At 60.5% G+C, this 18,543-nt stretch carries 17 protein-coding genes and 1 pseudogene; 7 read left to right on the forward strand and 11 right to left on the reverse strand.

Annotation, left to right across the window (positions count from 1 at the left end; all coding sequences use genetic code 11):
- Nucleotides 1–73 precede the first annotated feature (73 nt).
- Nucleotides 74–268: pseudogene (locus ACSQ20_RS22535) on the forward strand (IS3 family transposase); the annotation flags it as partial.
- On the opposite strand, the gene ACSQ20_RS22540 reads toward ACSQ20_RS22535, so the two are convergent.
- The gene (locus tag ACSQ20_RS22540; protein ID WP_436024381.1) at nucleotides 215–469 is read right to left on the reverse strand and encodes a Smr/MutS family protein; all 255 of its coding nucleotides are present in this window, start codon (nucleotides 467–469) and stop codon (nucleotides 215–217) included. The pseudogene ACSQ20_RS22535 and the gene ACSQ20_RS22540 overlap by 54 nt on opposite strands.
- A gap of 298 nt (nucleotides 470–767) precedes the next feature.
- Here ACSQ20_RS22540 and ACSQ20_RS22545 point away from each other — a divergent pair, with 298 nt between their 5' ends.
- Entirely contained in the window at nucleotides 768–1,223 is a 456-nt protein-coding gene (locus ACSQ20_RS22545; RefSeq protein WP_436024383.1) for an MEKHLA domain-containing protein, read from the forward strand.
- Nucleotides 1,224–1,260: 37 nt separating this feature from the next.
- On the opposite strand, the gene ald is transcribed toward ACSQ20_RS22545, so the two are convergent.
- Nucleotides 1,261–2,376 (reverse strand): alanine dehydrogenase, encoded by a 1,116-nt coding sequence (gene ald, locus ACSQ20_RS22550; protein ID WP_436024385.1) that lies wholly within the window; start codon nucleotides 2,374–2,376, stop codon nucleotides 1,261–1,263.
- A 41-nt stretch (nucleotides 2,377–2,417) separates the two neighbouring features.
- Nucleotides 2,418–3,062 (reverse strand): DUF1345 domain-containing protein, encoded by a 645-nt coding sequence (locus ACSQ20_RS22555; protein ID WP_436024387.1) that lies wholly within the window; start codon nucleotides 3,060–3,062, stop codon nucleotides 2,418–2,420.
- 149 nt (nucleotides 3,063–3,211) lie between these two features.
- Here ACSQ20_RS22555 and ACSQ20_RS22560 point away from each other — a divergent pair, with 149 nt between their 5' ends.
- Genes ACSQ20_RS22560 through ACSQ20_RS22575 form a run of 4 tightly spaced genes read left to right on the forward strand, consistent with a single transcriptional unit; the run spans nucleotide 3,212 to nucleotide 8,441 of the window.
- Nucleotides 3,212–3,904 carry an antibiotic biosynthesis monooxygenase family protein gene (locus tag ACSQ20_RS22560; protein WP_436024389.1) on the forward strand — a complete coding sequence of 231 codons (693 nt, stop codon included), beginning with the start codon at nucleotides 3,212–3,214 and terminating at the stop codon, nucleotides 3,902–3,904.
- Between the two features lie 39 nt (nucleotides 3,905–3,943).
- Nucleotides 3,944–6,376: a glucose/quinate/shikimate family membrane-bound PQQ-dependent dehydrogenase gene (locus ACSQ20_RS22565; RefSeq protein WP_436024391.1), complete on the forward strand. Its 2,433-nt coding sequence runs from the start codon at nucleotides 3,944–3,946 to the stop codon at nucleotides 6,374–6,376.
- Nucleotides 6,377–6,387: 11 nt separating this feature from the next.
- Nucleotides 6,388–7,752 (forward strand): dihydrolipoyl dehydrogenase family protein, encoded by a 1,365-nt coding sequence (locus ACSQ20_RS22570; RefSeq protein ID WP_436024393.1) that lies wholly within the window; start codon nucleotides 6,388–6,390, stop codon nucleotides 7,750–7,752.
- A 14-nt stretch (nucleotides 7,753–7,766) separates the two neighbouring features.
- Nucleotides 7,767–8,441: an HAD family hydrolase gene (locus tag ACSQ20_RS22575; RefSeq protein ID WP_436024395.1), complete on the forward strand. Its 675-nt coding sequence runs from the start codon at nucleotides 7,767–7,769 to the stop codon at nucleotides 8,439–8,441.
- 2 nt (nucleotides 8,442–8,443) lie between these two features.
- Here ACSQ20_RS22575 and ACSQ20_RS22580 read toward each other — a convergent pair whose 3' ends face one another.
- The 6 genes from ACSQ20_RS22580 to ACSQ20_RS22605 form a co-directional block, all read right to left on the reverse strand.
- Nucleotides 8,444–10,276: an ABC transporter ATP-binding protein gene (locus tag ACSQ20_RS22580; protein ID WP_436024397.1), complete on the reverse strand. Its 1,833-nt coding sequence runs from the start codon at nucleotides 10,274–10,276 to the stop codon at nucleotides 8,444–8,446.
- Nucleotides 10,273–11,229: an ABC transporter permease gene (locus tag ACSQ20_RS22585; protein ID WP_436024399.1), complete on the reverse strand. Its 957-nt coding sequence runs from the start codon at nucleotides 11,227–11,229 to the stop codon at nucleotides 10,273–10,275. Before ACSQ20_RS22585 ends, ACSQ20_RS22580 begins: the two co-directional genes overlap by 4 nt.
- Nucleotides 11,226–12,182 carry an ABC transporter permease gene (locus ACSQ20_RS22590; protein WP_436024401.1) on the reverse strand — a complete coding sequence of 319 codons (957 nt, stop codon included), beginning with the start codon at nucleotides 12,180–12,182 and terminating at the stop codon, nucleotides 11,226–11,228. The genes ACSQ20_RS22585 and ACSQ20_RS22590 overlap by 4 nt, the downstream gene beginning before the upstream one ends.
- A 45-nt stretch (nucleotides 12,183–12,227) precedes the next feature.
- Entirely contained in the window at nucleotides 12,228–13,502 is a 1,275-nt protein-coding gene (locus ACSQ20_RS22595; protein WP_436024403.1) for an NAD(P)/FAD-dependent oxidoreductase, read from the reverse strand.
- 31 nt (nucleotides 13,503–13,533) lie between these two features.
- Nucleotides 13,534–14,202, reverse strand: coding sequence for a haloacid dehalogenase type II (locus ACSQ20_RS22600; protein WP_436024405.1), 669 nt, complete (start codon nucleotides 14,200–14,202; stop codon nucleotides 13,534–13,536).
- 216 nt (nucleotides 14,203–14,418) lie between these two features.
- Entirely contained in the window at nucleotides 14,419–15,897 is a 1,479-nt protein-coding gene (locus ACSQ20_RS22605; RefSeq protein WP_436024407.1) for an aldehyde dehydrogenase family protein, read from the reverse strand.
- Nucleotides 15,898–16,137: 240 nt separating this feature from the next.
- Here ACSQ20_RS22605 and ACSQ20_RS22610 point away from each other — a divergent pair, with 240 nt between their 5' ends.
- Nucleotides 16,138–17,022, forward strand: a complete 885-nt coding sequence (locus tag ACSQ20_RS22610) for a GNAT family N-acetyltransferase (protein WP_436024409.1) — start codon at nucleotides 16,138–16,140, stop codon at nucleotides 17,020–17,022.
- 257 nt (nucleotides 17,023–17,279) lie between these two features.
- On the opposite strand, the gene ACSQ20_RS22615 is transcribed toward ACSQ20_RS22610, so the two are convergent.
- Complete coding sequence (locus ACSQ20_RS22615; RefSeq protein WP_436024411.1) at nucleotides 17,280–17,564, reverse strand: PAAR domain-containing protein; 285 nt, start codon at nucleotides 17,562–17,564, stop codon at nucleotides 17,280–17,282.
- The gene (locus tag ACSQ20_RS22620) at nucleotides 17,561–18,532 is read right to left on the reverse strand and encodes a DUF6708 domain-containing protein (RefSeq protein WP_436024413.1); all 972 of its coding nucleotides are present in this window, start codon (nucleotides 18,530–18,532) and stop codon (nucleotides 17,561–17,563) included. Before ACSQ20_RS22620 ends, ACSQ20_RS22615 begins: the two co-directional genes overlap by 4 nt.
- Nucleotides 18,533–18,543: the final 11 nt, after the last annotated feature.

Here is an 18,543-nt window from a genome sequence, read left to right on the forward strand (position 1 = left end):
GGCAAAACAAGACAGAAAGTTAACACCAAGTCGGAAAAGTTAACAGCCCCGAAACTTAATTTCGCAACAGCTTCTTAATCTGCGCATCAAGCCGCGCAAACGGCTAGTACGTGAGCAACCGGAACCGCTAGCCGTGCCCCCGGCGCTGAACGAATGCCGGTCAATGGACTTCATACATGATCAGCTCGCCGACGGTCGTAGCATCCCTCTACGGCTAGTGTCGAAAGTGAACAAATATGCGTCCGAAGTTCTTATCATCCTTTTCGACGCGATGGTAAATCGAGCGGATATTGGGCTGGTCCAGAAAACGTAGAACCCGTTTTTTCAGCTGCCCACTGCCCTTGCCCGGAATGATTTCAACGAGCGCGATCCGCTTTGCAACGGCCTGTTCGATCAGGCGGTTGAGTTCCTCGTCGATCCTGTCGCCTCGATTGAAAATATCGTGAAGATCAAGTTTTAACTTAGCCATCTTCCGTTTCCTTTATGGACAGTCTGCTCTGTGGCTGTACCGCGCTGACGGCTCATCGCACGCGCAATAACAGACCAGTTCGCAAAAGACATTACGTATTCATTCAGACGAATGTTTAGACTGTAGGGATTGTTCGCATCGAGTCATGCGCGAATGCGAAAGCACGACCACCGCACCGAATAAGCGTTTTCGAGGGAATCAAGTCGGTGCTGATGCCAGAGCTTGAGCAACGCCCTACGGCGAAAGCGCTACACCCTTCGCTGCTTTAACGAAGGCCTCGCACACGAACGAATCCTCAATGGACAAGCAAACCGATATCCCGTTCTTCCGCCTGCTTACGCAAAGCTACCAGCAGCTGATCAGCGAGCCGCTCGTACCGCCGTCGATGAACGAGCAAGACGGCGCACGTTGGCTCTATGAATCCGCACCGTTCATCGTGCTTGCGCACGACACTTCGCCCGATCCCGTTTTCATTTATGGCAACAAAGCCGCTCAACGCCAGTTCGAATACGAGTGGGATGAACTGATCGGCCTGCCGTCGCGTCTATCGGCAGCAACGCCCGAGCGTGACGAACGCCATGCATTTATCGAAGGCGTAACCCAGAACGGCTTCGCTACGAATTATCGTGGGCTACGCATCGCGAAATCGGGCCAACAGTTCTGGATAGAAAACGCCACACTATGGCAACTGATCGACGATGAAGGCCGCAAACACGGCTTGGCCGCCCGTGTCGCGACTGTCATCGATCTTTGATCGCACCGCACGAGCGCCCCGCCTCTATCGATCCGCTTCAAGCCGCAAACTCTTCCGCCGGCCGATAAGGCAATCCAAGCGCTTTCGCCACGGCTTTATGCGTAATGTGCCCCTGGCACACGTTAAGCCCTGCCCTGAGATGTGCATTCTCAGCCAACGCCCGCTTCCATCCTTTGTCGGCCAGCGCAACCGCATAGGCAATCGTCGCGTTGTTCAGCGCAAACGTCGATGTTCTCGCCACCGCGCCAGGCATGTTCGCCACGCAATAATGAACGACACCATCAACGACATAAGTGGGCTCAGCATGCGTTGTCGCGTGCGATGTCTCGAAGCAGCCGCCTTGATCGATGGCGACATCGACCACGACCGCGCCTTTACGCATACTCGAAATCATCTCCCGCGTGACAAGGCGCGGCGCAGCCGCACCCGGAATCAGCACGCCGCCGATCACGACATCCGCCTCTCGCACCGACTCCTCAATCGCCTGCGCACTCGAATGCAACGTCATGATGCGATTGCCGTACACCAGATCGAGTTGGCGTAGACGGTCCACGTCCCGATCGATGACGGTCACACGTGCACCCAGGCCAACCGCCATTTGAAGCGCATTGGTGCCCACCACACCGGCACCGAGAATCACGACGTGCGCCGATGCAACACCCGGCACGCCCCCCATCAGCAACCCCATGCCGCCGCGCGGAATCTCAAGATGCGCAGCGGCAACCTGTATCGACATACGTCCAGCCACTTCGCTCATCGGCGCAAGCAAAGGCAAGCCTCCGCCGGCGCGCGTGATCGTTTCGTAGGCAATGCAAACGGCGCCTGATTTGACAAGCCCCGCCGCCTGTTGCGGGTCGGGCGCGAGATGCAGGTACGTGTAGAGAATTTGCTGCGGCCGCAGCATGGCCAGTTCGACAGGTTGCGGCTCTTTCACCTTCACGATCATTTCGGCGTGCAGGAAGATTTCTTCCGCAGTGCGGCATATCGTTGCCCCCGCCGCAGCGTAGGCGTCATCGGGCAACCCAATTGCCGCACCCGCACCGCTTTCGATCCATACCTCATGGCCGTGAATCGCCAATTCACGCGTGCTGGCTGGCGTGAGTCCGACACGCGATTCCTGATTCTTGATTTCTTTTGGAACGCCGATCAACATGGATCACCTCCACCGAGTTTTGCTCGAGCTGCGCCATCGTCTCACGAGCCGAGCAGACCTGCAGCAATATTCACGGAAAGGCCCAACACGGCGGCGTTAAAGAAAAATGAAAGGATCGATTGCGCCAGAGCCGTGCGCCTCGCTTCGCGCGAACAGACCGTCACGTCCGAGGTCTGCGACGCGACTGCGATCGTGAACGAGAAATAAAGGAAATCCCAATAGTCGAGTTCCTCGTCGCTCGCGGGAAATGCGAGCGAGGTCCGGCCGCGCGATCGATGGTAATAGCGCGCATATTGCAGCGTGAACACAGTGGGAATCAAAAGCCATGCGCCGAACATCGTGGCAGCGGTCAACGCATAGTTAAGGCCGGCCGCCCGGGCGCCGAGCCCTTTGGTAGCGCTCAGTTCGACGACGATCGCAACGAGGCTCGCAACCGCCGCCGCTGTAATGGTGATGAGCACGGCTGTCGCGCCTTCGTCTTCACGCTCGGCGATGCGCTGCACGTCTTTCGAACTCGCGTTGACCATCCTGGTCCACATCAGGATCAGATAAAACCATACGCCGCAATCCCAGCCGAATAACGCGCGCTGAATGGGGCGCAAATGCCACGGCGCCAACAAATATGCTGCAATGCCAAGTAGCAGCGCAATAAAAATACGCGGGCGGCTCGTAAAAAATCGGTGCATTGTTTGCTCGACGTTGTGGTTATCGTGACTGTACGCGTACGCAGGCAGGCGCGGAACACGCCGGCAGAGTTAACCACAGCCGCAGTCCGCGCGCCAAGCCATTGCTGCAATTCGCGCAGATTGCAGCCAAGTTCTTCCAGGAGGTGCCAATGTTTTCCGTCATTTTCGAAGTGCTGCCCAAAGAAGAGCGTTTCAACGATTACCTCGATCTGGCCAAGCACCTTAAACCCGTGCTCGAACACATCGATGGCTTCGTCGACAACGAACGTTTCGAGAGCAAACGCCGCAATGGATGGCTACTTTCGCATTCAACATGGCGCGACGAAAAATCGGTCGTGCGCTGGCGCACGCAGAGCGAACATCATTCGGTGCAAGAACGCGGACGATTCGAGGTCTTCGCGGACTACCATCTGCGCGTCGGCGATGTCGTGGCCGACACCCATCCCCCCGACAACGCGCCTATTCGCGAGCAACGCTACGATGAAACCGAAACGGGCACTGCGCATTGGGCCACGCTGACCGAGTTCTTACCCGCACCGGGAACATCGCTGCCCGAGCAAGTCGAGCTGCTGCTCGCACAGGTTGGCCTCGATACGGACAACAAAGACCTCGTCGAATACGACGTCTTTTCGAGTATCAACACGAAGGGAAAGCTTGCGTTGCTCGCTTCGTGGCGCACGCGCGACGGCGCGTCGCACTGGCAGCCGCACACGAAGTTGCCGCTTGCGTCGCAGCGCCACCGTCTCGTTCGCATCGTGCGCGACTATGGCATGTTCGATCGACGTGAAGCGCCGCAATACTATCCTGACGTATCGAAGTTTGGAACGACGCCGGGCACATGACTTGCGAAGCACCAGAGTTCGTTTCGCGAGGGGTGTCTTATGCAAAACGAGGTTCGCCAGACAACGCGTGAGTGCCGAATCGGCCGCTGGACCACCGCAATTGTGCTGCTCGTGCTCGGCATTGCGCTGGCAGGCGGCGGCATACGACTGCTGTCGCTGGGCGGCTCGTGGTACTACCTGATTGGCGGCATCGCGCTCGTCATCATCGCGCTGCTGCTGCTCGCACGCCGAGGGTTCCTCGCGACCGGGCTCTATGCCCTCTTCCTGCTCGGCTCGACGCTCTGGGCACTCGCCGAAGTCGGCTTCGACTGGTGGCCACTCGTGCCACGGCTAGCGATCTGGTGGGTGCTCGGGTTGTGGATGCTCACGCCATGGAGTGGTCGCACCGCGCAGCCCACAAGCAGCACGAGTACCCCAAGCACGGTGCCGAGCGAGCAGTCCGAGCGTCGCGGTCGTTTTCCTTGCATCGCGCTGTCGGTCGTCGTGGCGCTGACCGCCATGGCCGGGATCGCATCGCTTTTTTGCGATCGATACAACATGCGGGGCACGCTTTCGCTCACGAAAAACGTCGCGCAGACGCCCGCCATTCCGGCCGTTGCACCGGGAGACTGGCCGAGTTACGGCCGCGATCAACTTGGAGACCGCTATTCACCGCTCACTCAAATCACCCCGGCGAACGCAGGGCAGCTAAAGCAGGCGTGGGTCATTCACACCGGCGACAAAAAAGGAGCGGGCGATCCGATCGAAACCACCAACGAGAACACGCCGGTCAAAGTCGGCAACACGCTGTTCATCTGCACCCCGCACAGCAAAGTGCTCGCAGTGGATGCCGCGACCGGCGCCCTGCGCTGGCAGTTCGATCCGAAAATCACGAGCCCCGTGGGTTTTTCGCACTTCGAACATATGACGTGCCGCGGTGTGTCGTACTACGATGAAGCCGCGTATACAGGCCAGCCGCCATCGGCCAACGCCTGCACTCATCGGATCTTCCTACCGACCGCCGATGCGCGGCTCATTGCACTCGATGCCGATACCGGTAAACCATGTGACGACTTCGGTAGCCACGGCACTGTCGATCTGCGCGAGAACATCGGCACGTTCACGCCGGGCGGCTACTATTCAACGTCTCCACCGATGGTCACACGCAACCTGGTAATCATCGGCGGACATGTGACCGACAACGAATCGACGAACGAGCCCAGCGGCGTGATGCGCGCCTACGATGTACACGATGGCCACCTCGTATGGAATTGGGACGCAGGCCACCCCGACGATACGGCACCGATCGCTCCCGACAAGCGCTATACCCGCAATTCCCCGAACATGTGGAGCGTAGCCAGCGTCGACGAGCGCCTTGGCATGATCTATTTGCCGATGGGCAATCAAACGCCTGACCAGTGGGGCGGTAATCGCACCGCGCAAGCAGAGCGCTTCGGCGCAGGCGTCGTGGCGCTCGATCTTGCGACTGGGCACGTGAAATGGGCGTATCAATTCACGCATCACGACCTGTGGGACATGGACGTTGGCGGGCAGCCCACATTGATGGACTTGCAAACGTCGAACGGCGTCAAGCCGACGCTGATTGCATCAACGAAGCAAGGGAGCATTTACGTGCTCGATCGCCGTACCGGCGCCCCGCTGATGCCTATTACCGAAACCCCGGTGCCGCAAGGCACCGTATCGGGCGATCACGCAGCGCCGACGCAGCCCGTGTCCGCGCTGAACTTCAATCCGCCGCGCGTGCGCGAAAGCGACATGTGGGGCGCGACGCCCTACGATCAGCTTTGGTGTCGCATCGATTTTCGATCGCTGCGCTACGACGGCGCATTCACGCCCCCCTCGGAGCAAGGCTCTCTGGTTTTCCCGGGTAACTTCGGTGCGTTCGACTGGGGAGGAATCTCCGTCGACCCGGTCAGACAGATATTGTTTGGGAATCCTAACTATATGGCCTTTATCTCCCAGCTCATTCCGCGCGATAAGGTACCGTCGCTCGAACACGAGCACGGCAGCGAGACAAGCGGCATCAAGTTTGCGAAAGGCATACCATTCGCTATCGCTCTGAAGCCGTTCCTTTCGCCGCTTGGCATACCCTGTCAGGCGCCGCCCTGGGGCTATGTGGCAGGCGTCGATCTGACGAGCGGAAAAACCATCTGGAAGCACAAAAACGGTACGATCCGCGACAGCGCACCGGTACCGCTTCCGTTCAAGCTCGGCGTGCCGAGCTTGGGCGGCACGATCATCACGGCCGGTGGAGTCGGGTTTCTGTCGGGCACACTCGACTATTATTTGCGTGCCTATGACATCGCAACAGGAAAGCAGCTTTGGCAGGCACGGCTGCCGGCCGGTGGACAAGCCACGCCGATGACCTATGCTGATTCGAGCGGCAAGCAATACGTGCTCGTCGTGGCCGGCGGCCATGGTTCGCTCGGCACGCGAACCGGGGATGCGGTTGTCGCTTACTCGTTGCCGTAAGGGAATGCGTCATGGCCAAGCAATATGATCTCGTCGTTGTCGGTAGCGGCACCGCAGCATCGGTCGTCGCGAACCGTTGTCACGCCGCCCGCTTTCGTGTCGCAATGGCGGATTATTTGCCGTTCGGCGGCACCTGCGCCTTGCGCGGCTGCGATCCAAAGAAAGTCCTCGTCAGCGCGGCCGGCGCGTTAGATCACGTCAGGCGTATGCAACACAAAGGCATTGCCGTGCCCGCTGCATCGATCGATTGGGGCGAATTGATGGCATTCAAGCGCTCTTTCACTGATCCCGTCCCCGCTGCCAAAGAACATGGCCTCGCCGAAACAGGCATCGACTTATATCGCGGCAGTGCCGAATTCATTGGTTCGCAGTCCTTATCAATTAGCGGCGAGATCGTTGAGGCACGCTTCATTGTGCTCGCCGCAGGTGCCATACCGCAGCCGCTGACGCTGCCCGGTGCAGAGCATGTGATCGACAGCACCCGCTTTCTCGAACTCGATCGCCTACCCAAACGCATCGTATTTCTCGGCGGCGGATACATTGCCGCGGAATTTGCGCATCTCGCCGCACGCGCGGGCGCAAAGACGACCATCGTTCAGCGCCACGACAGGTTGCTGCCACGCTTCGACGCCGAAGTGGTCGGATGGCTGATGAAAGCGTTCGAGCAAGCCGGCATCGACGTGCGGCTCAACGCAACGGCGACGCGCATCGAGCGTGCAGGCGATGAACTGTCGATCACCGTCTCGACCGGCCAGGGCAGCGCAGGCAAAGACGAGCGCATCGCCGCCGATCTCGTCGTTCACGCGGCCGGACGGGTACCCGATCTCGGGCGCCTGAACCTCGACGCAGGCGGCGTTGCAACCGAGCACGGGCGAATCAAGCTCAATGACTATCTGCAAAGCACATCGAATGCAGCGGTGTACGCCGCAGGCGATTTCGCCGGGAAAGGGCCCCCGCTGACACCGGTCGCCAGTCAAGATGCAAAGATCGTTGCCGACAATATCATCGGCGGAAACCAGCACATACCGAACTATGAAGGCATACCGAGCGTCGTGTTTACGATTCCGCCGCTTGCGTCGGTGGGCTTGACCGAGGCGGCTGCACGCGAGAGGCAACTCAAATTTCGCATGCAGCACCGCGACGCACACGAGTGGTACACCGCGCGTCACGTCGCCGAGCCTGTGTACGGATTCAAGGTGCTCGTCGATGAGGCCACGGATAAAATACTGGGCGCGCATCTGGTTGGCCCCGCCGCCGAAGAAGTCATCAACGTGTTCGCATTGGCGATCCGGCAAGGGCTCACGGCGCACGCGTTGACAAGCACGATCTTCGCGTATCCGACCGGCGCATCCGATCTGGCTTATATGTTGAATTGAAGAGGGCTTCTTGCATGCGGATCGAAACGTCTTTTCTGTTCGACCTCGACGGGACGCTCGTCGATAGCGTCTATCAACACGTGCTTGCATGGAAAGAGGCACTCGATTCGGAGGGAATCGATTTATCTGTCTGGCGTATTCACCGAAAAATCGGCATGAGCGGCGGGCTTTTCGTGAATCAGTTGCTGCGCGAGACCCATGACGAATTCAACGAAGACCGCGTCGAGCGGCTACGTGTAGCGCACACGGCCGCTTACCAGCGCCTGCACGGTCAAGTGCGGCCGCTGCCCGGCGCTGTGGCGCTGCTCGACGCATTGACGCGCGCCAATATCCGGTGGGCCATCGCCACCAGCGGAAGAATGGAGACCGCCAAGCTGAATCTTCAATCGCTCGGCGTGGACCCGAGTGCGAGCGTGGTCGTCACACGCGACGAAGTCAAGCACGCGAAGCCCGACCCCGACTTGTTTCTCGCGGCAGCCGCGCGCCTTGGCGTGCCGATCGAAAATGCAGTAGTGGTGGGCGACAGCGTCTGGGACATGCTTGCGTCGCGTCGGTGCCGTGCGCTCGGTGTGGGATTGCTCTCGGGCGGCTACGGCACTGACGAGCTGGAGAAAGCCGGTGCTCTACGCGTCTACGAGGACCCGGCCGATTTGCTTGTTCACCTCGACGAGGTGGCCGCGCGTCCCTGATCCTATGCGGGCTCCGCTGCATTGGAGTGCTGCGCGAGCTCGAGTTCCGCAGCGGAGCGGTGGCAAAGGATGATCGCGCCGGAGGGCAGCTTCCTCGCAGCGGGCGGCGTAACGTTGCACTGGCCGTCGATGCGCACCGGACAACGCGCACGGAAACTGCACAAATCAACCGAATCGCTTGCGGCACCCATCGGCGGCAACGCGGCGTCCGTCAGCGCGCGCCGCGAGTCGAGCCAGCCCGGACGTAGTGCCGGCACCGAATCGACCAGCAGCCCCGTGTACGGATGATGCGGCGGCGCGGCGAGTACCGCGCGCTGGCCGGCTTCGACGCACTGACCGGCATAAAGCACCATCACGTCGTCGCAGATCGCGCGCACTGTCGAAATATCGTGGCTGATAAACATATATGACACGCCCAGTTCGCGCCGCAGTTCCACCAGCAGATCGAGAATAGCCGCGCCAACCACGGTGTCCAATGCGGAGGTCACCTCGTCGCAGAGAATCAGTGCGGGGTCGGCCGCAAGCGCGCGTGCCAGGTTCACGCGCTGCTTCTGGCCTCCCGACAGGCCACCCGGCTGACGCTTGGCAATCGACGCCGGCAGCTTCACCAGATCGAGCAGCTTGAGCATGCGCTGGTGAGCCGCCGCCCCGCGCAGGCCGTGATAGAAGTTCATCGGCCGCGCCAGAATGTCGGCGACCGTGCGGCTCGGGTTCAGCGCCGTGTCCGCATTCTGGAACACGATCTGCACACGCCGGTATTGATCGAGCGTGCGTTGGGACAGCTTCGCCGGCAACGGCTTGCCGTCGAGCAGTACCTCGCCTCGGGCGCGGTCGACGAGCCCCGCCACCACGCGCGCAAGCGTCGTCTTGCCAGAACCCGATTCGCCGATCACGCCGAGCGAGCGGCCGCGCATGATCTTCAAGCTGACGTCGTCGAGCACGCAGACAGCGGGCACACCTCGCGCGTCGATACGTCCATACCCGGCGTTCAGATTTCGGACTTCGAGCAACGGCGCCGCCGCATCCACAGCCGGAATCGCGAGCTGCGGCTCCGCACGGCGCGCCGCCGCGAGCAGTTGCCGCGTGTAGTCGTCTGCCGGCGCATCGAGCACTTGCACCGTCGCCCCATTCTCTCGCACCGTGCCGCCGTTCAGCACAACGATGCGGTCCGCCATCTGCGCGACGACAGCCAGATCGTGCGACACATAGACAGCGGTGGTGCCCAGTTCGCGGATGACTTTCTTGAACGCGGCAAGCACTTCGATCTGCGTGGTGACGTCGAGCGCGGTCGTCGGTTCATCGAACACGACGACCGCGGGATCAGTGATCAGCGCCATCGCGGCCATCAACCGCTGCAATTGGCCGCCCGACACCTGGTGCGGATAACGTGCCCCGATAGTCTCCGGCGCGGGCAGCGCGAGCGCGCGGAATAATTCGACGGCTTTCGCACGCGCGGCGGTGGGCGCCATCAGCTTGTGCAACAGCGCGGGCTCTGTCACCTGGTCCATGATCGTGCGGGCCGGATTGAAACCCGCCGACGCGCTCTGCGCAACGTAAGCGACCGTGCGCGCGCGCAATCGACGGCGCCCCGCAGCATCGAGCGACAGCACTTCAACGCCGCCGACCTTCACCGAGCCGCCTGCGATTGAGCAGCCGCCACGTGCATGCCCGAGCAACGACAGCGCAATGGTCGTTTTACCCGAGCCCGATTCACCGATCAGCGCGAGCACCTCGCCCTGCTTCACGGTGAAATCAACGCCTTTGACGATCTCGACGATCGCGTCGGGTGCCGTGCCCGCAACCACGCGCAGGCCTTTGACTTCGATCATGTTCATTTTTTGCCTCCGTGTCCGCGCTCGCCATGTCGACGCAGGCTGTCGATCAGCAGATTCACGCCGACAGTCAGCGTTGCAATGGCGATAGCGGGCATCAGTACGGCAGGCGAGCCTTCTGCCAACCCGCCGATGTTCTCGCGCACGAGCGAGCCCCAATCAGCATTCGGTGGCTGCACACCGAGACCGAGAAAGCTCAGGCCGCTGAGCAGCAGCACGATGAACACGAAGCGCAGTCCGAAGTCCGCAAGCATCGGGTGAATCATGTTGGGAAGCACCTCGACGCGCGCGATGTACAAAAGACCTTCACCACGCGCCTTGGCCACCTGCACATATTCGAGCGTCATCAGGTTGACCGCAAGCGAGCGCGAGATGCGAAACGCGCCGGGAATGTAGGCGAGCGCGGCGACCATGATCAGCATCGGCACCGACGAGCCGAATGCGGCGATCACAACGAGCGCAAGAATCTTGCTCGGAATCGAGATCAATGCGTCGAACAACCGGCTCATGATTTCGTCGACCCAACGCCCGGACACGGCCGCAATCAGCCCGAAAAACGTGCCGATGCAACTGGCGAGTATCGTCGACGCAAGCGCGAGCCCGACTGTGTATTGCGTGCCATACAGCACGCGGCTCAACAAGTCGCGGCCCAGATAGTCGGTGCCGAGCAGATGCGCCGCGCTATACGACGCGAATACCTCCGTCGACGTCACCGCGCCGCCCTTGTAAGGCGCTACCAGCGGCCCGATAAACGCGACGCAGAGCCAGAACAATACGATGACGAGGCCGATCAGACCCAGCACCGAAAGGCGGCTCGCAAAACGGCGCAGCGGGCCGCGTTTGCCGTCGGACACTGTGGTGGGCGCGTCTTTGAACCCATCGGCGCAGGGCCGCGCTTTGTCATCGGCTACCGTGTACAAAACGGTGCTCGCATGGGATGTGTCGGGTCGATTCATCGTTGACGCAGCCTCGGATTGGAGAGGATCTGACATAGGTCGGCGATCAGCACCAGCCCCAGATACGCAGCACAAAACACCATCACGCAGCCTTGCACGAGCGGCATGTCCCGGTTCGTCACGGCATCGACCATCAGGCTCGCAAGCCCCGGATAGTTGAAGATCGATTCGACGATCACGACCCCACCGAACAAGTACGACAGACTGAGCGCAACCGCATTGGCGATCGGCCCGATCGTGTTGGGCAGTACATGGCGCAACACAATGCGCATCGGCGATGCACCCTTGAGTAAGGCCATCTCGACATACGACGCGTTCAGCTGATCGAGCACAGCGGCGCGCGTCATGCGCGCCATCTGCGCGACGATCACGCAGCACAGCGTCATCACCGGCATCGCATAGATACGTGCCAGCGCACTGAACGATGTGACCTCCGACAGATATGACAGCGCGGGAAGCCAACGCAGCTTTACCGCGAAGATCAGCACGGCGATCGTCGCAATCAGAAACTCGGGCACCGCGACAGTCGATAAAGTCAGCACGTTCAGTACGCGGTCGAGCAGCGAGCCGCGATACATCGCCGACAGAATGCCGATCGCCAGCGCGACGGGCACCGATACCGCGGCCGTCAACCCTGCAAGCATCAGCGTATTCGGCAGGCGCGTCGCAATCAACTCGCGCACCGGCATGTTGTTCGACAGCGACGTGCCGAAGCTGCCGCTAACGATGTGCAAAAGCCACTCGACGTAGCGCTGCAACGCGGGCTGATCGAGGCCGAACTGGTGACGCAAGGCGGCCACCTGTTCCGGTGTGGCCGCCTGGCCGAGCGCCTGCTGCGCCGCGTCGCCGGGCAAGAGTCCCGTGATCGCGAATACGATGGCCGACACCAGTAACAGCGTGACCAAGGCGAAACCGAAGCGAGCGGCAATGAGTCGTTGCGCGTTTGCTTTCATCCGAAAAACGCCTCCTTATAGGAATGGCACGCCGGAAAGTGTTCTTCAATAGAAGACGTCTTTAATCCGAAAATACGCGCCGACAAGCGGCAAGAACCACGGCTTGCCCGTATGCCCCGGAATCGCGGGCCAGTCGAAGTCACGCCACGGGTTCGCTTGCGCGTTTCCGGCGATTACATCCGCCATCACCTGGCCCATGTGCGTGGACATCTGCGTGCCGTGTCCGCTGTAGCCCATCGAAAAATAGAGACCGTCGTGTTGGCCGGCGCGCGGCAGCCGATCAGCCGTGATATCGACGAGACCGCCCCAGCAATAGTCAATGCGTGCGTTCGAAAGGCTCGGAAACAACTGCACGAGATTCGCCTGCAGAATGCGGCCGCTTCTTTCGTCAGAGGGTTGCTCCGACGCCGTAAAGCGCGCGCGGCCGCCAAAGACGATGCGCGAATCGGTCGTGGCGCGAAAGTAGTTATGCATGAGCCGGCTCGTCGTGTACGAGCGGCGGTTTGGCAACAGGCTGGCGAGGTGCTCCGCAGGCAACGGCTCGGTCACGATAATGAACGAACCGATCGGCGCCATACGCCGCCGGTACCAGCCAAACGGTCCATGCCGCGATGGGCCTGTCGCAATCAAAACCTGTGGCGCGCGCAGCGTGCCGCGTGCCGACTCGATCTGATAGGCGCCGCGGTCCTTCGTAATCGACGTGACGGCCGCGTGCTCGAAGAGCCGCGCGCCGTTGCGCGCCGCCGCATTCGCCAGCCCGACCGCGAACTTGCCCATATGCATCTGCCCGCCGCGCTTTTGCAAAAGCCCACCGAAGAAAGCGTCCGATTCGACTTCGCTGCGAATGCGCTCGCGCGAAATGATCTCGACGTCGGGATCCACTTCGCGGCGGATCAGTTCGGCCGTGTGTTCGAGATGAGCCAGATGATGCGGCTTCGCAGCGAGCTTCAGCTTGCCTGACGCGAGATAGTCGCAATCGATCCGCTCGTCGCGAATCAATCGCTCGACCGTAGCCACCGCCTCGGCATACGCGCGATAGCAGCCTTGCGCGCGCTCGGCGCCCAGTTGCTCACGAAGCGCCGCATAGTCGTGCGCGACACCCGTGTTGCATTGGCCGCCATTGCGTCCCGATGCGCCTGCGCCGATGCGGCCCGCATCGAGCACGGCAACCGACGCGCCGCGCCGGCCCAGTGCAAGCGCAGCGGACAACCCGGTGAAACCACCGCCGATCACCGCGACGTCGACATTCCCGTCGACCGGGCCCTCGCAAACCGGGAGCCCGGCCGGCGCTGTATCGAGCCAGTAGGAGTCGAGTTTCATCGCGTGTCCTTGCATGAGCGGCGGCAGCGGATCACAAACCGAGTTGTATTGCGAGATCGACGATGGTGTCGACTGCATAGTACTCGTAGTACGGCGCCTCGGGCTCATGGCCGCGTTTGACGAACGCCTTGTGCTTGATGCCCAGGTCATGTGCCGTCATCAAGTCATACCGAGGGCTCGACGACACGTGCAATACGTCCTCGGGATTGCAGCCAAGTTGATCGAACATGTATTCGAAGCCCTGCATGCGCGGCTTGTACGACTGAGCCTGCTGCGCGGTGAACACGCGATGAAACGGCGCACCCAGCTTATCCACATTGCTTTGAATCTGATCGTCCGATGCATTCGACAGAATCACGAGCTTGTACTTTTTCGCCAGCCGCGACAGGCCCTCTGGCACGTCGGGGTGCGGGCCCCACGTCGGCACGGCGAGGTAAAACTGTTCCGCTTCAGTTTCGTTGAATTCAACGTTCATCCGCTTGCACGTGCGGCGCACGGCATTGACGACCACGTCGCGATACGGTTTCCATGCGCCGAGCACCTCGTCGCGCCGATAGCCGGAGAAGAATGTGACGAATCGCTCCAGTTCATCGCCACGAAGGCGGTTCCCATAGATCTCGCGGGCCATCTCGCCCATCCGGAATTTCGTCAGCGTGCCGTAGCAGTCGAACGTAATGTACTTTGGTTCGAAATCAATCATGGTGTCAGTCCTATCGTGTTATGAACCCGCGCTGCGTTCAGTGGCGAAAACAATCAGTGCTTTGTTGAACAGAATTTAAGCATCGCAAAAAAGAAGATGTCGTTGGTTATCGCGGAAAAAACATCGGTTCAACGCTTTAATAAAAGGTTCAAACAGCACAGTCTGCCGCGCCCATCGCATTGCGTTTTTGCTGATGTCAGCGTTCGCGGCAACCGTTCAAGAGCGTATGTCGATCAAGACGCTTTTGAAGCGCAGGTTCGCCTCATAGGCCTGCCGTCCGAGATCTTTGCCGATGCCGGAGCGCTTGTATCCACCTGTGGGAATCATGAAATCGCTCGTTCTTCCGTAGCGATTCACCCAAACCGTGCCTGCTTCGATGCCGCGTACGAAGCGCAATGCGCGGCCCAGATCGGCGGTATGCACGCCCGCAGCCAGGCCATAGTCAGGATGCTGCGCTAACGCCAGTGCCTCGGCTTCCGTATCGAATGCCTGCAACGTCAGCACCGGGCCAAAGACCTCCTGGCGGACAGCGTCCGAGTGCTCATCGACATCGCAAAGAAGGGTGGGCGAATAGAATGCTCCACCCGCTTTCCCGTCCACACGATGCCCGCCGCAGCGCAACGTTGCGCCGCCGGCCACCGTGCGCTGCACAATCGTTTCGATACGTGCGGCCTGCGCATTAGAGATGATGGGGGACAGCGTCGAGTCACTCCACCATGTTGCGCCCGCCTTGCGTTCCGCGAAGACTCGCTCGATCCGGTTAGCGAGGTCCAGTGCAATCGACCGCTCGACCAGAAGACGGGACCCGGCGACGCAGACTTGCCCGGCATTGCCGGCGACTGCCGCAGCGATGCGGCGGGCGACATCGTCGAGCCGCGGCGCATCCGCAAAGACGATCTGCGGACTCTTGCCGCCCAACTCCAACGTGACCGGCTTGGTGCCGGACTGAGCACACGCTGCCATGATCGCGGCCCCCGTGCGCGTGGAGCCGGTGAAGGTCACCTTTGCGATACGCGGATGACGCACGAGCGCATCGCCTGTCGTGTGACCGTCGCCCTGGATCACATTGAAGACGCCGGGCGGCACGCCCGCTTCGACGGCCAGCTCTGCGAGGCGCAGCACTGAAAACGGCGTCATCTCAGACGGCTTCAACACGACCGCATTACCCGCCGCCAGTGCGGGGGCAAGCTTCCATGACGCCATCACGAGCGGAAAATTCCACGGTGCAATCGCCCCGATCACGCCGTAGGGTTCCGCAATCGTCATGCCAAGGTGGTCGTGATCGGTCGCGGCAACGTCGCCGCCGATCTTGTCGGCAAACTCCGCGTAAAAGCGGATTCCCTCCGCGGTAAAGGGAATATCCCAAGCTGCCGCCTCGGCGATCGGGCGGGTGGACCCGAGCGCCTCGAGCGGAGCGAGCGTCTCGACATCGGCTGCGACAAGGTCAGCGAAACGGCGCAGCACCCTCGCGCGTTCGCGCGGGGCAATTTGCCCCCAGCCACTCGAACGCCACGCGGCCCATGTTTCTTCGACGATTTGATCCGTCATTTCAGCATCGGCGACCGGAACACACGCATACGCAACGCCATCGGAGGGACGAACCACTTCCAGCTTCTGCGCACCATTGTCGACGTATTTGCCGCCGATGAAATGCCCGGAACGCACGGCAACCTTGCCGGGATCGAAGCTGTTCATTTCCTCTCCTTTTGACGCATGCGACCGATGTTGAACTTCCGCTTTGAGTTAGCTGAAATCGTACCGCCGACCGACCGGCACAACTCGTTGAGTGAAGGGCCGATTTAGCAGACACAGCGCGTTTTATTCGCTTCGACATCGCAGTTTGCGTTGAATTGCTGTTGGCTCGGCCAACGTTATGGACAACGCAGCCACGCAATGCGAGAGTTGCGGCGTAGGCATCCAGCCAAGGAGAACGGCATGTCCGCCGGAAATGAAGCCCAGGTCGCAAGTCGCGAAATCATCTATCGCTCTTTTTCGCTTTCGGACGCCGCTGCGGCGCGCGCACTGTCGAATGCGCTGAGATGGCCTCATCGCCTGGAGGATTGGCAGTTTGTCGCTCAGGCGGGTACGGGGTTCGTCGCCGAAGATCCGAACGGGGCACTGATCGGGACAGGGCTGTGCTGGAAGCATGGACCTGAGCGCGCCTCGCTTGGCATGGTCATCGTGGCTGCGCATCGACAAGGCTACGGCATTGGCCGCAAGCTCATGGAGCTTTTGTTGGACGAACTGGGCGAGCGGACCATCATCCTTCACGCTACCCAGGAAGGGCGGCCGCTGTATGAGAAGCTCGGCTTCGGCGCGATTGGTACGATCGATCAGCATCAGGGAATCGCGTGCCAGCCGCCCGTTGTTTCTCTGCCCTCAGGCGAGCGCCTGCGCCCGCTCGGCTCGAACGATACAGCGAGCCTGATTGATCTGGCGTCGCGTGCGAGCGGCCTCGATCGCGAGGCGCTGCTGCCGATGCTGCTCGACATCTCCGAAGGCATCGCACTCGCTCGCGATGGAGAGATGATCGGCTTTTCGCTGATTCGACGCTTTGGACACGGTTTCTCGATCGGCCCGGTCGTCGCACCGGATTCGGAAGATGCCTGCCGTGCCAAGGCATTGATCAGTTACTGGCTCGCGCTGCAGGCCGGCGCGTTCGTCCGTATCGACATACCGCGCGAATGCCAGCTCTCTGAATGGCTCGAAGCACTCGGACTTGCGCGCGTCGGCGCGGTCGTGAAGATGGCACGCAACGGTACGCTTCCCACCGATGCATCCGTTCGGCAATTCGGCATCGTTAATCAGGCGGTGTGCTAGATAGTTAATCACCGCACCAAGTATCGCGGCCATATGGCTGTAGGACTCAATGAGCTTGGGGATAAACTCTCAAAGATCGATGTACGGATAGCTTGAGCTTCCTTGCCCTTCTCGGCCAGAACGGGATGGTTCAGCACGAGCGCGTGCAGCGGCGGATTACGGGTATCCGTCACATCGCCCTTCGCCCATTTGACGAACACATCGACCGTTTCCTTGCGGTCCGCCGCGCCTTCGATGCAGCTCGTCGCCTGAGCCTCCTAAGTTTTGATGGAGCCGAGCGCTTGTGACGCCACCAGCTTCGGCAGCGGGTCACATTTGCATTGACAGAGGTCATTCTCCAGGGCAACTTGCTTGCTCATCACCGTCATCGCGCGCGGCGAGCCATCGCTTACGATGACGCCCTTCGTGCCACAGGCGGGACACTGCACGGAGCCTCCCAGATAAGCAAAAGGTTGGCCTTGAAACGACGTCCCCGCGATGCCGTCAATCACGACCCCGTTGTGGTTGGTCTTGTCTCCTTTGCGAATGAATCGTCGATTCATGATGCAGTTCCTTCCGTTTGCGTTGCTGCCGTCGTGCATGCGCGCTCGACCGCTTCGGGCCACACGGGTTCGCGACAGGTCAACTGCGAGAGGTGATACGCGACTGCCAGAATGAACGTGGGCATTGCGGCGACGATCATCAGCAGCCCCATCACTGGGTTCCCCGAATTCATTAGCTCCGACGCCCCGTCGAACTGCAACTTTAGAGAATTGCGGAAGGAGACTTCGCTGCTCAAAAACTCTGTTACGGGTGGCACCGACGAGGGGCCTTCTTCCATAAACCGCCGATAGTATTCGAAGTCTTGATATAGCGCTTCCATCACCTTCTGTCCGGCGGGGCTGTTCTCGTCGAAAGCTAGGTCTACATACTTTCCGATTGAGAATGTGTCTATAACCAGGCCCTTGTCGTTCAGTACGAGGCAGCGGACGACACGCGGTGCAGTTCCTCCGAGGCCGGCTTTGGGTTTGCGCTCAACATACAAGAAGGCACTGTCCCACGGAACTGAGAGGACGCCCCCCGGACCATTGTGGCGGAATGCGTATATCGTGCGATCAGCCCTATTGAACCGTATCGGCTTGCAGGTGTAGTTGAAGAAATCGACCAGAAGTCCGCTCACCGTTATAGAAAAAAAACCAATCAATATCAAAACAAGAGGTGTTAGTCCCCAATAAAGAATCCAGGCTTCCCGCTTCGCTTGCACAGCTGGTGGGACGGATATCATCATCCATAAACACATACCTGCCGCGCCAAGCGCCATGAGGCCAGCGGTCGAAAACGCTAGCAACCCCCAACCCTTTTCTCGATAGAGGCCGTCGCATACCTCAAGGCAAGTATCAGTCGCCGCGAATACGGTGCCCACGCTCTTGGCTCCATCCGCGTATGCCTTGTCCACATGCAGTTGTGCCGATGCCTCCACATCCGTCACCGGTCGATTGAGCTTGTACCAAGACAGTCCATCAAAAGCCATGCTGGCTCCAG

The organism is Trinickia sp. LjRoot230 (genome assembly GCF_964253315.1).
GTDB lineage: Bacteria > Pseudomonadota > Gammaproteobacteria > Burkholderiales > Burkholderiaceae > Trinickia.